12 protein-coding genes are annotated in these 14,590 nt (G+C 72.7%); 4 read left to right on the top strand and 8 right to left on the bottom strand.

The genetic code is table 11. The features are described 5' to 3' along the window. Positions 1-13 precede the first annotated feature (13 nt). From ACZ6R6_RS14345 to ACZ6R6_RS14325, 5 genes are all read right to left on the bottom strand, one after another. Positions 14-1,501 carry a class I adenylate-forming enzyme family protein gene (locus ACZ6R6_RS14345; RefSeq protein WP_470093371.1) on the bottom strand — a complete coding sequence of 496 codons (1,488 nt, stop codon included), beginning with the start codon at positions 1,499-1,501 and terminating at the stop codon, positions 14-16. Continuing rightward, positions 1,498-2,619, bottom strand: a complete 1,122-nt coding sequence (locus ACZ6R6_RS14340) for a cytochrome P450 (protein ID WP_470093369.1) — start codon at positions 2,617-2,619, stop codon at positions 1,498-1,500. Before ACZ6R6_RS14340 ends, ACZ6R6_RS14345 begins: the two co-directional genes overlap by 4 nt. Continuing rightward, the gene (locus ACZ6R6_RS14335; protein WP_470093367.1) at positions 2,616-3,347 is read right to left on the bottom strand and encodes a glycosyltransferase family 2 protein; all 732 of its coding nucleotides are present in this window, start codon (positions 3,345-3,347) and stop codon (positions 2,616-2,618) included. The genes ACZ6R6_RS14340 and ACZ6R6_RS14335 overlap by 4 nt, the downstream gene beginning before the upstream one ends. Next, entirely contained in the window at positions 3,347-4,306 is a 960-nt protein-coding gene (locus ACZ6R6_RS14330) for a 3-oxoacyl-ACP synthase III family protein (RefSeq protein ID WP_470093365.1), read from the bottom strand. The genes ACZ6R6_RS14335 and ACZ6R6_RS14330 overlap by 1 nt, the downstream gene beginning before the upstream one ends. A gap of 71 nt (positions 4,307-4,377) precedes the next feature. Beyond that, positions 4,378-4,959 (bottom strand): TetR/AcrR family transcriptional regulator, encoded by a 582-nt coding sequence (locus ACZ6R6_RS14325; RefSeq protein ID WP_470093363.1) that lies wholly within the window; start codon positions 4,957-4,959, stop codon positions 4,378-4,380. A 140-nt stretch (positions 4,960-5,099) separates the two neighbouring features. Here ACZ6R6_RS14325 and ACZ6R6_RS14320 point away from each other — a divergent pair, with 140 nt between their 5' ends. The 3 genes from ACZ6R6_RS14320 to ACZ6R6_RS14310 all read left to right on the top strand — a co-directional run bounded on the left by ACZ6R6_RS14320 (position 5,100) and on the right by ACZ6R6_RS14310 (position 8,152). Further along, positions 5,100-6,068 carry an AurF N-oxygenase family protein gene (locus tag ACZ6R6_RS14320; protein ID WP_470093361.1) on the top strand — a complete coding sequence of 323 codons (969 nt, stop codon included), beginning with the start codon at positions 5,100-5,102 and terminating at the stop codon, positions 6,066-6,068. A gap of 125 nt (positions 6,069-6,193) precedes the next feature. Next, on the top strand, positions 6,194-7,633 hold the full coding sequence (locus tag ACZ6R6_RS14315; protein ID WP_470093359.1) for an MFS transporter: 1,440 nt from the start codon (positions 6,194-6,196) through the stop codon (positions 7,631-7,633). A gap of 150 nt (positions 7,634-7,783) precedes the next feature. Next, positions 7,784-8,152, top strand: coding sequence for an ArsR/SmtB family transcription factor (locus ACZ6R6_RS14310; RefSeq protein WP_306861321.1), 369 nt, complete (start codon positions 7,784-7,786; stop codon positions 8,150-8,152). Positions 8,153-8,245: 93 nt separating this feature from the next. Here ACZ6R6_RS14310 and ACZ6R6_RS14305 read toward each other — a convergent pair whose 3' ends face one another. Further along, positions 8,246-9,232 carry a GlxA family transcriptional regulator gene (locus ACZ6R6_RS14305; RefSeq protein WP_470093356.1) on the bottom strand — a complete coding sequence of 329 codons (987 nt, stop codon included), beginning with the start codon at positions 9,230-9,232 and terminating at the stop codon, positions 8,246-8,248. 115 nt (positions 9,233-9,347) lie between these two features. Between ACZ6R6_RS14305 and ACZ6R6_RS14300 the strand changes: the two genes are divergently transcribed. Continuing rightward, entirely contained in the window at positions 9,348-10,382 is a 1,035-nt protein-coding gene (locus tag ACZ6R6_RS14300) for a peptidoglycan-binding protein (RefSeq protein ID WP_470093354.1), read from the top strand. 89 nt (positions 10,383-10,471) lie between these two features. On the opposite strand, the gene ACZ6R6_RS14295 is transcribed toward ACZ6R6_RS14300, so the two are convergent. Both ACZ6R6_RS14295 and ACZ6R6_RS14290 read right to left on the bottom strand, forming a co-directional pair. Next, entirely contained in the window at positions 10,472-11,806 is a 1,335-nt protein-coding gene (locus ACZ6R6_RS14295) for a sensor histidine kinase (RefSeq protein WP_470093352.1), read from the bottom strand. 124 nt (positions 11,807-11,930) lie between these two features. After that, entirely contained in the window at positions 11,931-14,585 is a 2,655-nt protein-coding gene (locus tag ACZ6R6_RS14290) for a helix-turn-helix transcriptional regulator (RefSeq protein ID WP_470093350.1), read from the bottom strand. Between the last annotated feature and the right edge of the window lie 5 nt (positions 14,586-14,590).

The following is a 14,590-nucleotide window of genomic DNA, read 5'->3' as shown; positions in this document are numbered from 1 at the left end:
CCCGGTCCCCCGCTCAGCCACGACGGGTGACCAGGTCGCGGAGGGCGGCGCGGTCGAGCTTGTCGGCACGGCCGGAGCGGGGGAAGGCGTCGAGGGGTTCGACGCGGTCGGGGAGAGCCGCGGCGTCCATGATCGCCGGGAGGGCCTTTCTCAGCCGGCTCCCGTCGTAGCCGTCGGCGGGGATGACGGCCAGCACGACCTCCTCGTCCCCGGTCTCGGGGTCGGCGAGCCCGACGATCGCGGCCTCGGCCACTCCGGGCAGCGCGGCCACGGCCGGCTCGTAGAGGCCGGGGTAGATGTTCACCCCGTCGCGGAGGATCATGTCCTTCTTCCGGCCGAGCAGGACGAGCCGGCCGTCCTCGACACGGACCAGGTCCCCGGTGGCGATCTCCTCCAGCGGGTCCTCGCCGAGATAGCGCCGGGCGAGGTGCGGTCCGGAGACGAACAGCTCGCCGTCGTCCGCGATCCGGACGCCGACCCCCGGCAGGGGTGCCCCGAGCAGGTCGCCCTCGGATTGGGCCAGCTTCTCCCGGGCCGAGGCGATCGCGATCGGCAGCGCCTCGGTCATCGCGTAGACCGACAGCACCTCCGGCCCGGACTCGATCGCCCGGCGGAGCACGGCCGGGGGCGCGGGGGCCGCGCCGAGCAGCAGGTAGCGCAGGGTCGCGGGCAGTTCGGGCGCCCGGCGGAGCAGCCTGTCCAGATGCACCGGGACGGCGAAGGCATGGGTGGCCCCCCGGGCGGCCAGTTCCCCGGCGAGGTCCCCGCCCCCGGGCAGCGACCAGGTGGCCCCGGCCAGGAGCGCCGGCAGCCCCAGCATGAGCTGGTCGGTGTGCACGACGTCGCCGGGGCCCAGCGGGAACGCGCTCCGGAAGAGCGTCAGCCCCGCCGCCAGGGACCCCCGCGTGTGCACCACGCCCCGGGGCCGCGCGGTGGTCCCCGACGTGAAGATCACCGCCGCCGGCTGATCCGCGGTGGGGGCGGCGGCGTCCGGGGCGTCGGCGCCCGGCGCCCTGAGGATCCGGGACAGGCGCAGGGCTCCCCGGGGGACCCCGGGCAGCCAGGGGCCCGTGTGGAGGTGGCGGACGGGGTGTCCCGGGAGGGGGTCGCGGAGGCTGGGCAGCAGCAGGCCGCGGCGGCGGGCCAGACCCTTGAGCGGGCCGCTCAGGGTGTAGAGCAGGGATTCGGCGACCACCCACCTGGGCCGGGTGACGGCCATGCGGGCGGCGAGCACCTCGGGGGCCAGCCCGGGGTCGGCGAGCACGAGCGTCCCGCCCGCCGCCACCGCCCCCAGCGCGAGCGCGACCGCGTCCACCCCCGGCCGCACCGCGAACAGCACGCCGTCCCCGGGCCGCAGCCCGGTCATGGCGCCGCGGACGGCGTTCACCCGGCGGGCCAGCTCGCCGTAGGCGATCTCCCGGCCGCGGCCGTCGATGATGGCGATCCGTCCGGGCTCCCGGCCGGCGGTGGCCATGATCCCGGTGATGATGTCGTCGTTCATGCCGCGGCGATCCACAGGTGCTCGTAGGTGGGGATGAGGACCCTCCTCGCGGCGCGCCGCCGTACGACGCGCACGTGGTGGGAGAGCAGCAGCGACGCCACCGCCCGGATCTCGGCCAGGGCCAGGGGGTAGCCGATGCAGAAGTGCGGGCCCGCGCCGAACCAGAGCCTGCGCAGCTCGGGCGGGTGCCCTCGGGAGGGGTCGAACGGGCCGTAGGCCCGGGCGCAGTTGTGGGTCACGATCAGCACCCGGTCGCCGGGCCGTACCGCCACCCGGCCGATCCGCGCGGCCGCGCCCACCGAGCGCAGCATCATCGGCGTCGGGGTGGTGATCCGCATGGCCTCCTCGATCACCTGGTCGAGGTCGTCCACCCGCGTCCGGTGGTCGTGCAGGAGGGCGATCAGCCGGGGCACGAAGGTGGCGACGGTCTCGGTGCCGGTCAGGAAGAACGCGCCGGCCGCGCCCCTGGCCTCGGCGGCGGACAGTCCCTGCGCGCGCATCCGGCCCATGACGGTGGAGTCGTCCCCGGCCTCGTAGGCGGCCTGCGCGATGTCCCCGATCCCGTCCAGCACCCGCTTGGCGACCGCCACCTGCCGCTCCCGCAGCCGCCGGGACCTCAGCGAGACCATCGAGACGACCCGCTCCCCGTCGGCGAACAGCTCGCGGGCGCGGGCCTCGGAGACGTCGCCCAGTCCGATCACCCGGCAGATCACCGCCCCGGCCATCACCCGCATGGCGTCGACCAGGTCGACCGTCTCCCCGCGCCCCAGCCGCGCGGAGAGGGCCTCCAACGGCTCCCGCAGCACGTCGGCGACCAGCGCCGAGACGTAGGCGGAGGTGAACAGCGGCATCAGCTTGCGGCGCAGCGCCAGGTGACCGGGGCCCTCCATGTTGAGCAGCACCGAGGGGCCGAGCACCGGCGTCCACAGGTCCCCGGGCGATCCGGGGCCGTCCTTGCGGAAGCGCTCGTCGGTCAGCACGGCGCGCGCGGTGGCGGCGTCGTTGACCACGACCCCCAGTCCGGGGACGCGGACCACCGGCCCCAGACGGGCCAGCAGCCGCATGAGCGGATAGACGAAGGGGTGCGCGGCCAGGTAGAGGCGGGTCTCGTGGTTCACCGGATATCGATCACTTCTGGACGGTAGTGGTGGTCGGCGTACCAGGCCAGGGTGCCCGCCAGGCCGTAGGCCCGCAGCCGCCGGACCGAGCCGAAGACCACCACGTCGCGGCGCGAGCCGTAGGCGGTGGTGAGCTTGCGGACCCGGTTGACCAGGGCGCGGTCCTCGTGGACCTCCTCGATCGCGGTCCTCGGGAAGCCGCCCGCCCGCTCGTAGAGCGCGGCGGTGATGGCCAGGGTCGCGCCGGGCATCATCACGTACGGCCCGAGATACTCCGGAGAGCGGTTGCCCGGCCGGAAGCGGCCGAACGTCGCGGCCACGTCCACCACGAACGGGATGAACCGCCGCTCCCAGAACTTCAGCGGGAACTCGTCGGTCCGGGGCACGAGTCGGCCGCCGACCATCTCCAGCCCGTCGCCGAACGCCCGCCGGATGTTGCGCACCCAGTCGGGGCGGGGCAGGCAGTCGGCGTCGGTCCTGGCCAGATGGGTCGCGCCGTGCGCGATGGCGTGGCGCATCCCGGTGTCGGAGGCGGCGCCGGTGCCCTTGCGGGTCTCGGTGACCACCTTGACGCCGTGCCGCCGGACGATCTCGGCGGTGTCGTCGGTGCTCGCGTTGTCCACCACGACCAGCGTGAAGTCACGGTCGTCCTGCCCGGCCAGCGCCCGGAGCGTCGCCTCGATGCCGGCGGCCTCGTTGTAGGCCGGAACGATCACCCAGAGGTCCATCACATCTCCGCCAGCATCACGCCCGTGCTGATCCCGCCGCCCAGGCCGAGCAGTGCGACCCGGTCGCCCGGCTCCCACCCGCCCAGCGCGAGCTGGAGCGGCAGCGTGGTCGAGGCGCAGTTGCCGTGCTCGGGCAGGCTGATCACGAGCTTCTCCTCGGGGATGTCCAGCACCTGCGCGAGGAAGCGCAGGTAGGGCAGCGCCACCTGGTGCACCGCCACGACGGCGAAGTCGTCCCAGCTCAGGCCGGTGCGCTTGAGCGCGTTGTGGAAGATGTCCGGGCCGATCAGCTCGAACGCCTCCTTCAGCCGCCGCCCGTCACCCCGGAAGTAGGAGTGTTCGGGGTCGCGGGGATGTGCCGATCCGCCCCCCGGCAGGGTGCCGATCGCCCACGCCGTGGAGTCGGCCGAGAAGTCGCGGTAGAAAATGCCACGTTCCAAATCCGAGGCGACCAGCACCGCGGCGCCGGTGTCGGACAGCGTGTATCCGGCGAAGGAGTCCACGAACTGAGCCCGGTCCCTGACCTGCCACCGGATCGCCCGTGAGGGGATCTCACCCGAGCAGACCAGCACCTTGCGGTGCGCGCCGGACAGGATCAGCGCCTCGGCCACCTGGATCCCGTTGAGCATGCTGTTGCAGGCGTTCTTGACGTCGAACACCGGGCAGGACAGACCGAGCTTGGCCGCCGTGATGTGCGCGGTCGCGGGCTCGACCATGTCCTGCGAGGCGGATGCGAAGATCAGCAGATCGGCGTCGGCGTGATCGAGCTTGCGGGCGGCCTCCGCCGCCAGGTCGGATGCCTGCTGGTCGTCGCGGGCGACGTGTCGTGACCGGATTCCCGTCAGCCGCTCGACGACGCCTCGGTAGGGCACGTATCCCTCGATCCGCTGCTCCACCTCCGCGCTGGTCAGCGTCCGTTCCGGCAGATACGTCGCGACGCCCGTGATCCGGGCTCTCATCGCTCCCCCTATGAAACGTCAAGTCTCCTTATGTCCGCGCAATGTATCGAAAAGAATGGCAATTGTCCTGGTCATGACGGCGGGATGAGGCCGATGCGCATCAGGGCGTCGATGTAGCCGCGCAGCTCGGCGGGGTCGTCGAGGTCGGCCGTCAGGCTGGGGGTGGTGATGAGGGAGAGGATGAGCCGCACCCCCCATTCGATCACCGTGTCGATCCTCACGTCGGCGGCCCCCGCGCGGGCGAAGGCCCGGCCGAGCGGGGGCGCCACCACGTCGACGGCCAGGCGCAGCAGCGGGCCGGCGTTGACCGTGAACCGGGGGAGCACCACCTCCGGCTGTTCCAGGAGCATCTTGCGCAGCAGGGCGTGGCGCCGGGCGTAGGTGACGCTGAAGGCCACTATCTCGGCGAGCTGCTCCCTGATCGGGCCGGGCCGTTCGAGCAGCGGCCGCGCGATGTCGAGGAAACGGCCGACCTCCCGGTGCAGGAGCGCGTCCAGGATGGCCTGCTGGTCCCCCACGTGCTTGTAGACCGTGGGCCGCGAGACCGCGGCCCGCTCGGCGATGAGCCGGTGGATCCGGGCGCTCAGCCCGATCTCCAGGAAGCACTCCTCGGCCGCGTCGAGGATCCGCCCCCGGATGTCCTCTTCACTCATCGGGTGCTGCTCCTGTCGCGGTCACGGGGGTTGTGGCGATCGTACCCGGGGCGGGTCTGTGAGATCGGACATAGGTTTACGGATGATTGTGAAATGTAAACGGAAGGTGTTGACCGGCCGCCATCCGAGATTTACGTTCCATGAGAAAACGTAAATCGCCGGTTGGGAGACTCCCCGTGACGATCGCGCCCCCGGACCGCGAGCAGACCGCCGAGCGGCTGCTGCGCACCTCGGCCAAGCACTCCTACGACCCGCTGACCGAGATCGACTGGGAGGCCCCGCTCGCCGAGGGGCGCCCCTTCGCCCCGCTCCACCGCGCCTCCCTGTACGGCACGGCGCTGTGGGAGGGGCTCGGCGAGGAGCGGCGGACCGAACTGACCAGACACGAGACGGCCAGCGTCGCGAGCGTCGGCATCTGGTTCGAGTGCCTGCTCATCCGCGTGCTCGTGCGGCACATCTACGACCAGGACCCCACGACCAAGCACGTCCAGTACGCCCTCACCGAGATCGGCGACGAGACCCGCCATTCCGTGATGTTCGCCCAGATGATCGACAAGTTCGGCTGCCCGGCCTACGGCCCCGACCGCGTCGCCCGCCTGCTGGGCCGGTCGGTGGTGCTGGTGCTGCGGCAGATCTCCGGGCTGGCCGGGGCCCTGTTCGTGGAGGAGATCCTCGACGCCCTGCAGCGCGAGGCCATGGCCGACGAGTCGCTGCAGCCGCTGGTCCGTCAGGTCTCCCGGATCCACGTGGTGGAGGAGGCCCGGCACATCCGCTACGCCAAACAGGAGCTCGCCCGCCAGTGGACGGCGGCGGGGCCGCTCGCCCGCGCCTACCACCGGCTGGTCCTCGGCGGCGCCGTCTACCTCGCGACGACCCGCCTGGTCCATCCCGGCGCCTACGCCGCCGTCGGGCTCGACCCACGGCGGGCCCGCAGGGCCGCCGCCCGCAACCCGCACTACCGGCGGACCCTCGCGTGGGCGGCGGGCAAGGCGGTGGCCGAACTCGGCGGCCTCGGGATGATCAAAGGGCCCGGCAGGCTCCTGTGGCGCCGGGCCGGACTCCTGCCCGCCCGGCCCGCGAGGCCCGGCGGGAGCGCCGTCGCGGGCTGACGACAGGTCGGGGCGCGGTCGCGGGCCGGCGGCGTGCGCGGCCGGGCGGCGCGCCGTCGCGGGCTGACCTGCGGAGACGGAGTGCCCTGGCATGGGGTGATCTCCGCTGGGTAGCCGGGGGCGCCATGAGCGACGTTCAGACGGGGACGGTGACCACGAAGGTCCCCGCGCGGTTGGACCGGCTGCCATGGTCACGGTGGCACTGGATGATCATCATCGGGCTCGGGACCGTGTGGATCCTCGACGGTCTCGAAGTGACGATCATCGGAAACCTCTCGGCCCAGCTGGCCAAGGACGGCAGCGGCCTGGAGATCACCCAGACCCAGGTGGCCGGTACGGCGGCGGCCCTCTACGTGGCCGGGGCGTGTCTCGGGGCGTTGTTCTTCGGCTGGCTCACCGACAGGTTCGGCCGCAAGAAGCTGTTCATCATCACGATGATCGTCTACCTGATCGCCACCGCGGCGACCGCGCTGTCGTTCTCCGCGTGGTGGTTCTTCCTGTTCCGGTTCCTGACCGGGTTCGGCATCGGCGGGGAGTACGCCGCGATCAACTCCGCCATCGACGAGCTGATCCCCAGCCGCCACCGCGGCCGGATCGACATCATCATCAACGGCAGCTACTGGCTCGGCGCCGCCGGCGGCGCGCTGCTGACCGTCCCGCTGCTGGACAACTTCGCGGTGAACGTGGGCTGGCGCATCGCGTTCGGCCTGGGCGTGGTCCTCGGCCTGGGCATCCTCATCGTCCGGCGGCACGTGCCCGAGAGCCCGCGCTGGCTGTTCATCCACGGCCGGGACCGGGAGGCCGAGGAGCTGGTCGACGGCATCGAGGAGCAGATCCAGCGGGACAAGGGCGTCCGGCTGGAGGAGCCCTCGCAGGCCATGACCATCCACCAGCGCAGGTCGATCGGCTTCGGCCGGATCGCGCACACCATGGTCGCCCGCTACCCCAAGCGCACGATCCTCGGCTTCTCGCTCTTCGTCGGGCAGGCGTTCCTGTACAACGCCATCACCTTCGGGTACGCCCAGATCCTGTCGACCTTCTTCAAGATCGACACCAGCACGGGCTACTTCTTCGCCGTCATCGCCGTGGGCAACTTCCTCGGGCCGCTGCTGCTCGGGCCGCTGTTCGACACCGTCGGCCGGGTCCCCATGATCTCCGGCACCTACATCGGATCCGGGGTGCTGCTGCTCGGCACGGCCTGGCTGTTCGCCCAGGGCGCGCTGAGCGCGGTCACGCTGACCGCCTGCTGGTGCGTCGTGCTCTTCTTCGCCTCGGCCGGGGCGAGCGCGGCCTACCTGACGGTGAGCGAGATCTTCCCGATGGAGACCCGGGCCATGGCCATCGCGTTCTTCTACGCGATCGGCACCTTCGTCGGCGGCGTCGCCGGTCCGCTCGTCTTCGCCAACCTGGTCGAGAGCGGCCGGCCGGGCGACACCGCGCTGGCCTTCTGCATCGGCGCGGCCCTCATGATCGTGGCCGGGCTGGTGGAGGTGTTCCTCGGGGTCAAGGCCGAACGCAAGAGCCTGGAGGACATCGCCGAGCCGCTGAGCGCCGCGTCGACCTGAGGGGTCTCCGCGCCGGCCCTGGGCGGGGCCCGGCCGGCGCGGAGGCGCGGTTCAGCGGCGCGGCGGTGCGGTTTATCTGGTACGCCCGCAGGACAGATAGCTTGATACGATAGTCATTATCATTTGAGCACCTGTTCAGGAGTTTGTCCCATGGATGTCCTCACCGGTCTGGACGCATGCACCACCATGGAACCGGATGAGGACAGGGTGGCGGCCACCCGCGACCGGCTCGTCACCCCCGAGGAGGCGACCCAGCTCGCCGAGCTGTTCCGGCTGCTGGGCGACCCGACCCGGGCCCAGCTGCTGTACGCCCTGCTCGAAGCCGGTGAGCTGTGCGTCTGCGACCTCACCGAGACGGTCGAGGTCAGCGACACCGCCGTGTCGCACGCACTCAGGCTGCTGCGGACCGCGGGCATCGTGGCCAGCCGCCGGGCCGGACGGATGATCTACTACCGTCTCGCCGACGTCCACGTACGGATGCTCCTCGACCTCAGCCGCGAGCACCTCCGCCACGGCTGACCCCTCTGGCAACGGTCGGCGGGCCGTACCCACCCGGCCACGCCCGCCCGGCGACGCTCGGCGGGCCGTACCCGTCCGGCGGCCGGGCACGGTTCAGACCTCGACCATCTCCAAGCCGGGCTCGACCGGCCGGAACGTGCGGCGGTAGGCCATCGGCGAGACGCCGACGGCCGCCTGCAGATGCTGCCGCAGGGAGGCGGCCGTGCCGAAGCCGGCCCGCTCTGCGACGCCGTCCACCGGCAGGTCACTGGTCTCCAGCAGGCGGCGGGCCAGCTCCAGCCGCTGCACGACGAGCCACTGGCCCGGGCTGATCCCCATCTCGTCGCGGAAGCGCCGGGTGAAGGTGCGCCGGCTCATCCGGGCGTGGGCGGCCAGCTCGGCGAGGGGGAGCGGCAGGTGCAGGCGCTCCAGCGCCCAGGCCCTGGTCGCGGCGGTGGTGGCCGTGGACTGCCCGGGCATCGGACGCTCGATGAACTGGGCCTGGCCGCCGTCGCGCCACGGCGGGACGACGCATCGGCGGGCCACCCGGTTGGCCACCTCGCTGCCGTGGTCACGGCGGACGATGTGCAGGCAGAGATCGACCCCCGCGGCCACGCCGGCCGAGGTCAGCACGTCCCCGTCGTCCACGAACAGCACGTTGGGGTCGACGTCGACCTGGGGGAACAGCTTCTGGAAATGCTCGGCGCTGCTCCAGTGGGTGGTCGCCGGGCGGCCGTCGAGCAGCCCGGCCGCCGCGAGGACGTAGGCGGCGGTGCAGATCGAGACCAGGCGGGTACCCGGCCGGACGCGGCCGAGTGCCCCGGCCAGCGGCTCGGGGAGCCGTCCTTCTCCGGCTATCGGGCCGAGCGCGTGGGTGGCCGGGATCACCACGGTGTCCGCGGTGGCCAGCGCCTCGGCTCCGTGCCCCACCGAGATCGAGAAGTCGGAGTCGGTGCGGACCGGGCCGCCGTCGACGGTGCAGGTGACCACCTCGTAGAGCGGCTCCCCGTCCGGACCCCTGGCCACGCCGAAGATCCGCGCCGGGATGCCCAGCTCGAAGGGGATGACACCGTCAAGAGCGAACACGACGACCCTTTGCATGGCTCGATTCTTTCACGTGATGAATTCGGGCCAAATCCGCCAGGGGGAATGTCGGGATTGATTCTTTGCGATATCCGCCAAGGCTTTCCTGTAGAGCCGGGGTATTCATCGCCATGTGATCAAATATCTGGCGGGAGCGGTGATCGTGGCCGTGGGGGTGATAGGGCTCCCGGCCCCGGTGTCGGCCAAGGACCGGACCCTGCACCCCGGCGACTACACCAAGGCCGTGGAGCGGCTGCAACGACGGCTGCAGGAGCTGAAGTTCTTCCCGGGCCTGCGGGACGGCTACTACGGCGCGGAGACCCAGGTCGCGGTCTGGGCGTTCCAGAAGTCGCAGGGGCTGAAGGCCAAGGACGAGGTCGGGCCGGAGACCTGGCGGGCGCTGGCCCACCCGCACTGGTCGGCGCCGCTCGTCCCCACGGGACAGCCCCGGCGGGTCGAGATCGACCTGCGCCGCCAGCTCCTCACCGTCTACCGCCATGACCACCCGATGCTCACCTCCCACGTCTCGGCGGGCAGCGGCACGTACTTCTGCCAGTACGGCAACAGCTCCAGCACGCCCACCCCGGCGGGGGACTTCCACATCGTCGAACGTGAGCCGTACCGGAGCGCGGATCCGCTGGTGACGACATATGAGACGCTCTCCTTCGAGAGGGGACCCGCCGGCGACTTCATGAGCGCCGTCACGGGCGGCGTCGCCAGCGGCTTCACGGACGCAGCCGGCCACGACGCCGGAGCGGGCACCAGGGACCGATCGGCCAGGGGGCCGGCACACCTGGCCCACGCGGCCCGTGCGGACCGTGCGCCGCGTCCGGTGGAGAGGCGTCATCCGGCCCGTCCGGTGCTTTCGATCAAGCCGGCGTTCCCGGCCACGTCTGTCCGGCCGGCGTTCCCGGCCGGGGCCGTCCGCCCGCTCCAGGCCGCCCGCCAGGACCGGCCGGACCGGCCGCTCCGGCCGGACCACCCGCTCCATCCGCTCTACCGGGACTCCCCGGTCTCACAGGCCGCCTCGGTGCCCTCGGCTCCTCCGGCCGCCCCGGCGCCGCCTCTCGCCTCCGGGTGTGTGCGCATCCCGCCGCACATCGCCGAGCGGATCTTCCACCTGGTCGCCGTGGGGGACCCGGTCCACGTCCGGCGTGAGACGCCATAGGACCCGGGGTGAGGTGCCAAGGGCCTGCGTGAGACGCCATAGGCCCCGCGGTGAGATGGCATGGGCCCCGGGGTGAGACGCCGTAGACCCTAGATGGGGACGCTGGTGGACAGCGGCAGCCGGAGGACCAGCCGGGCGCCGCGGCCGTTGGCGCTGTCGGCGGCGTACAGCCGGCCCCGGTGCGCGGAGGCGATGTCCCTGGCGATGGGCAGGCCCAGGCCCGTCCCCCCGGCGTCACGGCCGCGTGCGGAGTCCAGGCGGGTGAACCTCTGGAAGACCCGTTCGCGCTGGTCCGTCGGGATGCCGAGGCCGTCGTCGGCGACCTCCAGCACGGCCTCCCCCCCTTCGCTGCCGACGTAGACCTCGACCTCGTCCGCCGCGTACCGGTCGGCGTTGGCCAGCAGGTTGGTCAGCAGCCGGGAGAGCTGGAGCCTGTTGCCCCGGACCACCACGTCGGGTTTGAGGCGCATGAGCACCTCGTGCCGGGGCGGCCGCCGCTCCACCTCGGTGGTGACGAGCTGGGCGAGGTCGATCTGCTCGAGCGAGTCCTGCACGCCCGCGTCGAGGCGGGCGAGCATGAGCAGGTCGTTCACGATGGCCTGGAGCCGCTCCGCGTCGGCCAGCACCGAGCGCATCGTCTCGCTGGGATCCTCGGCCTCGGGGTGGGCCAGTGCCAGTTCGAGCTTGGCGCGCAGCCCGGTCAGCGGGGTGCGCAGTTCGTGGGAGGCGTCGGAGGCGAAGCGGCGCTGGTTCTCCAGGGACCGTTCGAGCTGGTCGAGGGTCACGTTGACGGTCTGGGTGAGCTCCGCCAGCTCGTCCGCCTTGTCCGGCACCGTCATCCGGCGGCTGAGATCGGAGGTCCCGGTGATCTCGGCCATCTCGGCGCGCATCCGCCTCACCGGCTCCAGGGTCCGGCCGATCAGCCGCCAGGTGCCCCAGCCGAGCAGCGTGAGCATCGCCAGGGAGAAGGCGGCCAGCGCGATCTCCAGGATGGGGCCGGCGAGTATCGGCGGCTCGGGCTCCGCCGCGTAGACCATGACGTCGCCGTAGGCGGATGCTCTGTGCTGGAGGCCTGCGGTGACGAAGCAGATCCGGCCCTCTCCAGGCACCCTCGCGCAGGTCGTGTCGACCACCCGGGTGTCACCGCCGGTGGGCCACAGGTGGCTGATCGGGGGCTGGCCCTTCATCGCCGGGCTGGCGGCCAGGACCCGGCCGTCGTGGGAGACAACCTGGAGATATCCGACCTGGTTTATCGGTAACGTGCTGACCGGTGGCCCCTTGCTGACGGCCTCGTAGGTCTGCCGGGCCGCCACGGTGGCGGTGTCGACGGTCTCCTCCAGCACCCTGGCGCGCACGCCCAGCGACGTCGCGAGTGCTCCGACCCCCAGAACCAGCGCGGATATCAGCAGCACGGTGATCGTCATCCGGCTCTGGATCGAACGCAGGCACGGCGGTATATACACATTTCCCCCTGAAAAATCCTTTCACATATTTATAGGTGAAAGGTATTCATTGGGAAGTAAAGGCTTTCTATTATATTATGTCCAATTAATCGGAAAGAGTGAGGGAGCCGAGCTCGCCCCGGGAGGCGACGCCGAGCTTGGGATAGGCCTTGTAGAGGTGGTATCCCACCGTCCGCGGGCTGAGGAAGAGCTGGGCCGCGATATCCCGGTTGGACAGCCCCTGCGCCGCCAGCCGTACGATCTGCAGCTCCTGCGGGGTGAGCCGGGCCAACGGCCCGGGCGCGGGCACGGCGGGCGCGGCCGACCCGGTGGCGCTCAGCTCCGCACGCGCCCGGCCGGCCCACGGGGTGGCCTCCAGGCGCTCGAAGGTCTCCAGGGCGGCGCGCAGATGGGCGCGGGCGTCGGCCTTGCGCCGGGCACGGCGGAGCCACTCGCCGTAGAGCAGCTCGGTCCTGGCCCGCTCGAAGGGCCGCCCGTCGAGCTTCAACGCCGCGGTGAAATGCTCCTCCGAGTCTTCGAGCAGGGCCCGGCAGCGCAGCACCAGGGCCTCGGCCCACGGCTGCCGCGTGTGGCGGCCCCACTCCCGGTAGCGGGCGAAGGCACCGGCCGCGCGCTCCGGGGCGCCGAGCCGTACGGCCGCCTCCACCAGATCGGGCACGCACCGTGTCTCGGACACGTGGTGCCCGCCCGCCATGGGTTCGAGGCGGGAGAGCGCGGCCTCCGCCCGGCCGTGGCCGAGGTCGAGCATGCCCAGTGCCCAGGCCACCCACCGGTTGCCCGCCGTGCCGTCCTCGAGGGCCGCGTCCGCCAGGGCCCGGCAGCGCCCGTCGTCACCCTCGACCGCGGCGAGATAGGCCAGGAAGCTGTTCATCTGGCTGACCCACTGCCGCTGTCCGGTGTCGCGCGCGATGCGCAGGCTCTCGGTGGCGACGGTCAGCGCGTCGCGGTGCCGGCCGTGGAAGAGCTCGGTCTCGGCGAGGAAGAACAGCAGCGTCGGCAGCACCCCGATGTCGCCCCGGGTCCGGGCCTCGGCGACCAGCGCCGCGGCGGTCTCGCGGACCTCCCCGTCCTGGCCGGACGCCAGCCCGAACCCGCAGGCCTGGACGAGGTCGCGCGGGCCCTCCAGGCCCGCCTGCCGGGACGCGGCGACCATCACGGTCAGCGACGGCGGGGCGTCCGCCCGGGACAGGGCGGCGACGAGGAAGCCGACGACCGGCGCGAGCGGGTCGCCGGCGGGCAGCTCCAGGGCGTCGAGCCTGGCCCTGGTGCGGTCGAGCTCGGGCGCGCCGATGTACCAGGCGGTGTGCAGCGCCTGCGTGAGCATCCGCGCGGCCCGGGGACCGTCCGCCGTCGCGGCCCCGTCGAGCAGCGCCTCGTGCGCGGTGTGCAGCGACCCGCGCAGGAAGTCGGCGGTCGCCCGGACATGGGTGAGCCGGGCCTGGAGCGCCGCTCCCTCGGCCGCCTCGGCGTCCTGCCCGGCCAGCGCGGCGAGCTGCCGGGCACCCCGCTCGGCCAGTGCCCCGGCCCGGTCCAGCTCGCCGGCCCAGGCCGCCGTCTCCGCGGCCAGCGTCAGCCGCCGGGCCCGGGTCCCGGGCTGCGCGCTGAGCCGGGCCGCCCGCTCGTAGGCGGTGGCCGCGGCGGCGTGACCGTTGCGGCCGCTCGCGCGCGCGGCGGTCCGTTCCAGCTCGGCGGCCACGTCCTCGTCCGGGCCGGTCGCCGCCATGGCCAGGTGCCAGGCGCGCCGGTCGGCGTCGTCGGGGCCGTCGAGCGAGGCGGCCAGCGCCCTGTGGACGGCCAGGCGCAGGCTGGGCGGGATCCCCTGGTAGACGGCGGCCCGGACCAGGGGGTGCCGGAAGGTCATGGTCCCCTCGCTGACCCTGACCAGGTCCGCGCTCTCGGCCGGGTGGAGGTCCTCGAGGAAGTCCCCGAACACCGCCGCCGCCCGCAGCACGACGTTCAGGTCGCCGGTGTCCTCGGCCGCGGCCACCGCGAGCAGGCCCTGCGTCGCCTCGGGCAGCCGCTTGACCTGGCTGAGGAAGGCGTCCTGGACCCGGCTGGTGAGCGGCAGCGCCGTACCGTCGGCGGGCGCGGCGGCGGGCAGCTCGATCAGCGCGAGCGGGTTGCCCCGCGCCTCGGCCAGCACGCGGTAGCGCACGACCGGATCGACTCCGGCGCCCAGCAGGGCCGCGGCGGACGGGGCGTCGAGCCCCTTCAGCGGCAGCTCCGCCAGCCCCGGCGCGGTGAAGGGCTCCCGCGCGGCGAGGATCAGCGCGACCCCCTCGGCGTCGAGCCGCCGCGCGGCGAACAGCAGCGCCTCGGTCGAGGCCCGGTCGAGCCAGTGCGCGTCGTCCACCATCACCAGCAGCGGGCCGTCCTCGGCCAGCTCCGACAGCAGGGAGAGCACGGCCAGGCCGACCAGCAGCCGGTCTCCGGCCTCCACGGCGGCCAGCCCGAAGGCGGCCCGCAGCGCCCGCTCCTGCTGCTCGGGCAGTGTCCCGATCCGGTCGGACACCGGCCGCAGCAGCAGGTGCAGTCCGGCGAACGGCAGCTCGGCCTCCGACTCCACCCCGGTGCCGCGGATGACCCGCAGATCCTCGGCGGCGGAGGCCGCGTACTCCAGTAGTGCGGTCTTGCCGATGCCCGGCTCGCCCCGGACGAGCAGGGCGCCGCTCCGGCCCGCCCGGGAGTCCGCCAGCAGCCGGTCGATGGCGGCCTGCTCGGCGGCCCTCCCGTACAACATGCCCT

The sequence above is a fragment of the Streptosporangium sp. NPDC048886 genome (genome assembly GCF_055586905.1).
The sequence above is the reverse complement of the archived record's forward strand: the minus strand, read 5'-3'. Positions and strand labels throughout refer to the sequence as shown.

What these genes read in the sequence shown, in the direction of transcription:
- ACZ6R6_RS14325 (WP_470093363.1), bottom strand. Translation starts at nt 4,959, where the DNA reads ATGAGTGAAGAGGACATCCGGGGGCGGATCCTCGACGCGGCCGAGGAG.
- ACZ6R6_RS14345 (WP_470093371.1), bottom strand. Translation starts at nt 1,501, where the DNA reads ATGAACGACGACATCATCACCGGGATCATGGCCACCGCCGGCCGGGAG.
- ACZ6R6_RS14335 (WP_470093367.1), bottom strand. Translation starts at nt 3,347, where the DNA reads ATGGACCTCTGGGTGATCGTTCCGGCCTACAACGAGGCCGCCGGCATC.
- ACZ6R6_RS14290 (WP_470093350.1), bottom strand. Translation starts at nt 14,585, where the DNA reads ATGTTGTACGGGAGGGCCGCCGAGCAGGCCGCCATCGACCGGCTGCTG.
- ACZ6R6_RS14305 (WP_470093356.1), bottom strand. Translation starts at nt 9,232, where the DNA reads ATGCAAAGGGTCGTCGTGTTCGCTCTTGACGGTGTCATCCCCTTCGAG.
- ACZ6R6_RS14320 (WP_470093361.1), top strand. Translation starts at nt 5,100, where the DNA reads ATGAGAAAACGTAAATCGCCGGTTGGGAGACTCCCCGTGACGATCGCG.
- ACZ6R6_RS14315 (WP_470093359.1), top strand. Translation starts at nt 6,194, where the DNA reads ATGAGCGACGTTCAGACGGGGACGGTGACCACGAAGGTCCCCGCGCGG.
- ACZ6R6_RS14330 (WP_470093365.1), bottom strand. Translation starts at nt 4,306, where the DNA reads ATGAGAGCCCGGATCACGGGCGTCGCGACGTATCTGCCGGAACGGACG.
- ACZ6R6_RS14310 (WP_306861321.1), top strand. Translation starts at nt 7,784, where the DNA reads ATGGATGTCCTCACCGGTCTGGACGCATGCACCACCATGGAACCGGAT.
- ACZ6R6_RS14295 (WP_470093352.1), bottom strand. Translation starts at nt 11,806, where the DNA reads ATGACGATCACCGTGCTGCTGATATCCGCGCTGGTTCTGGGGGTCGGA.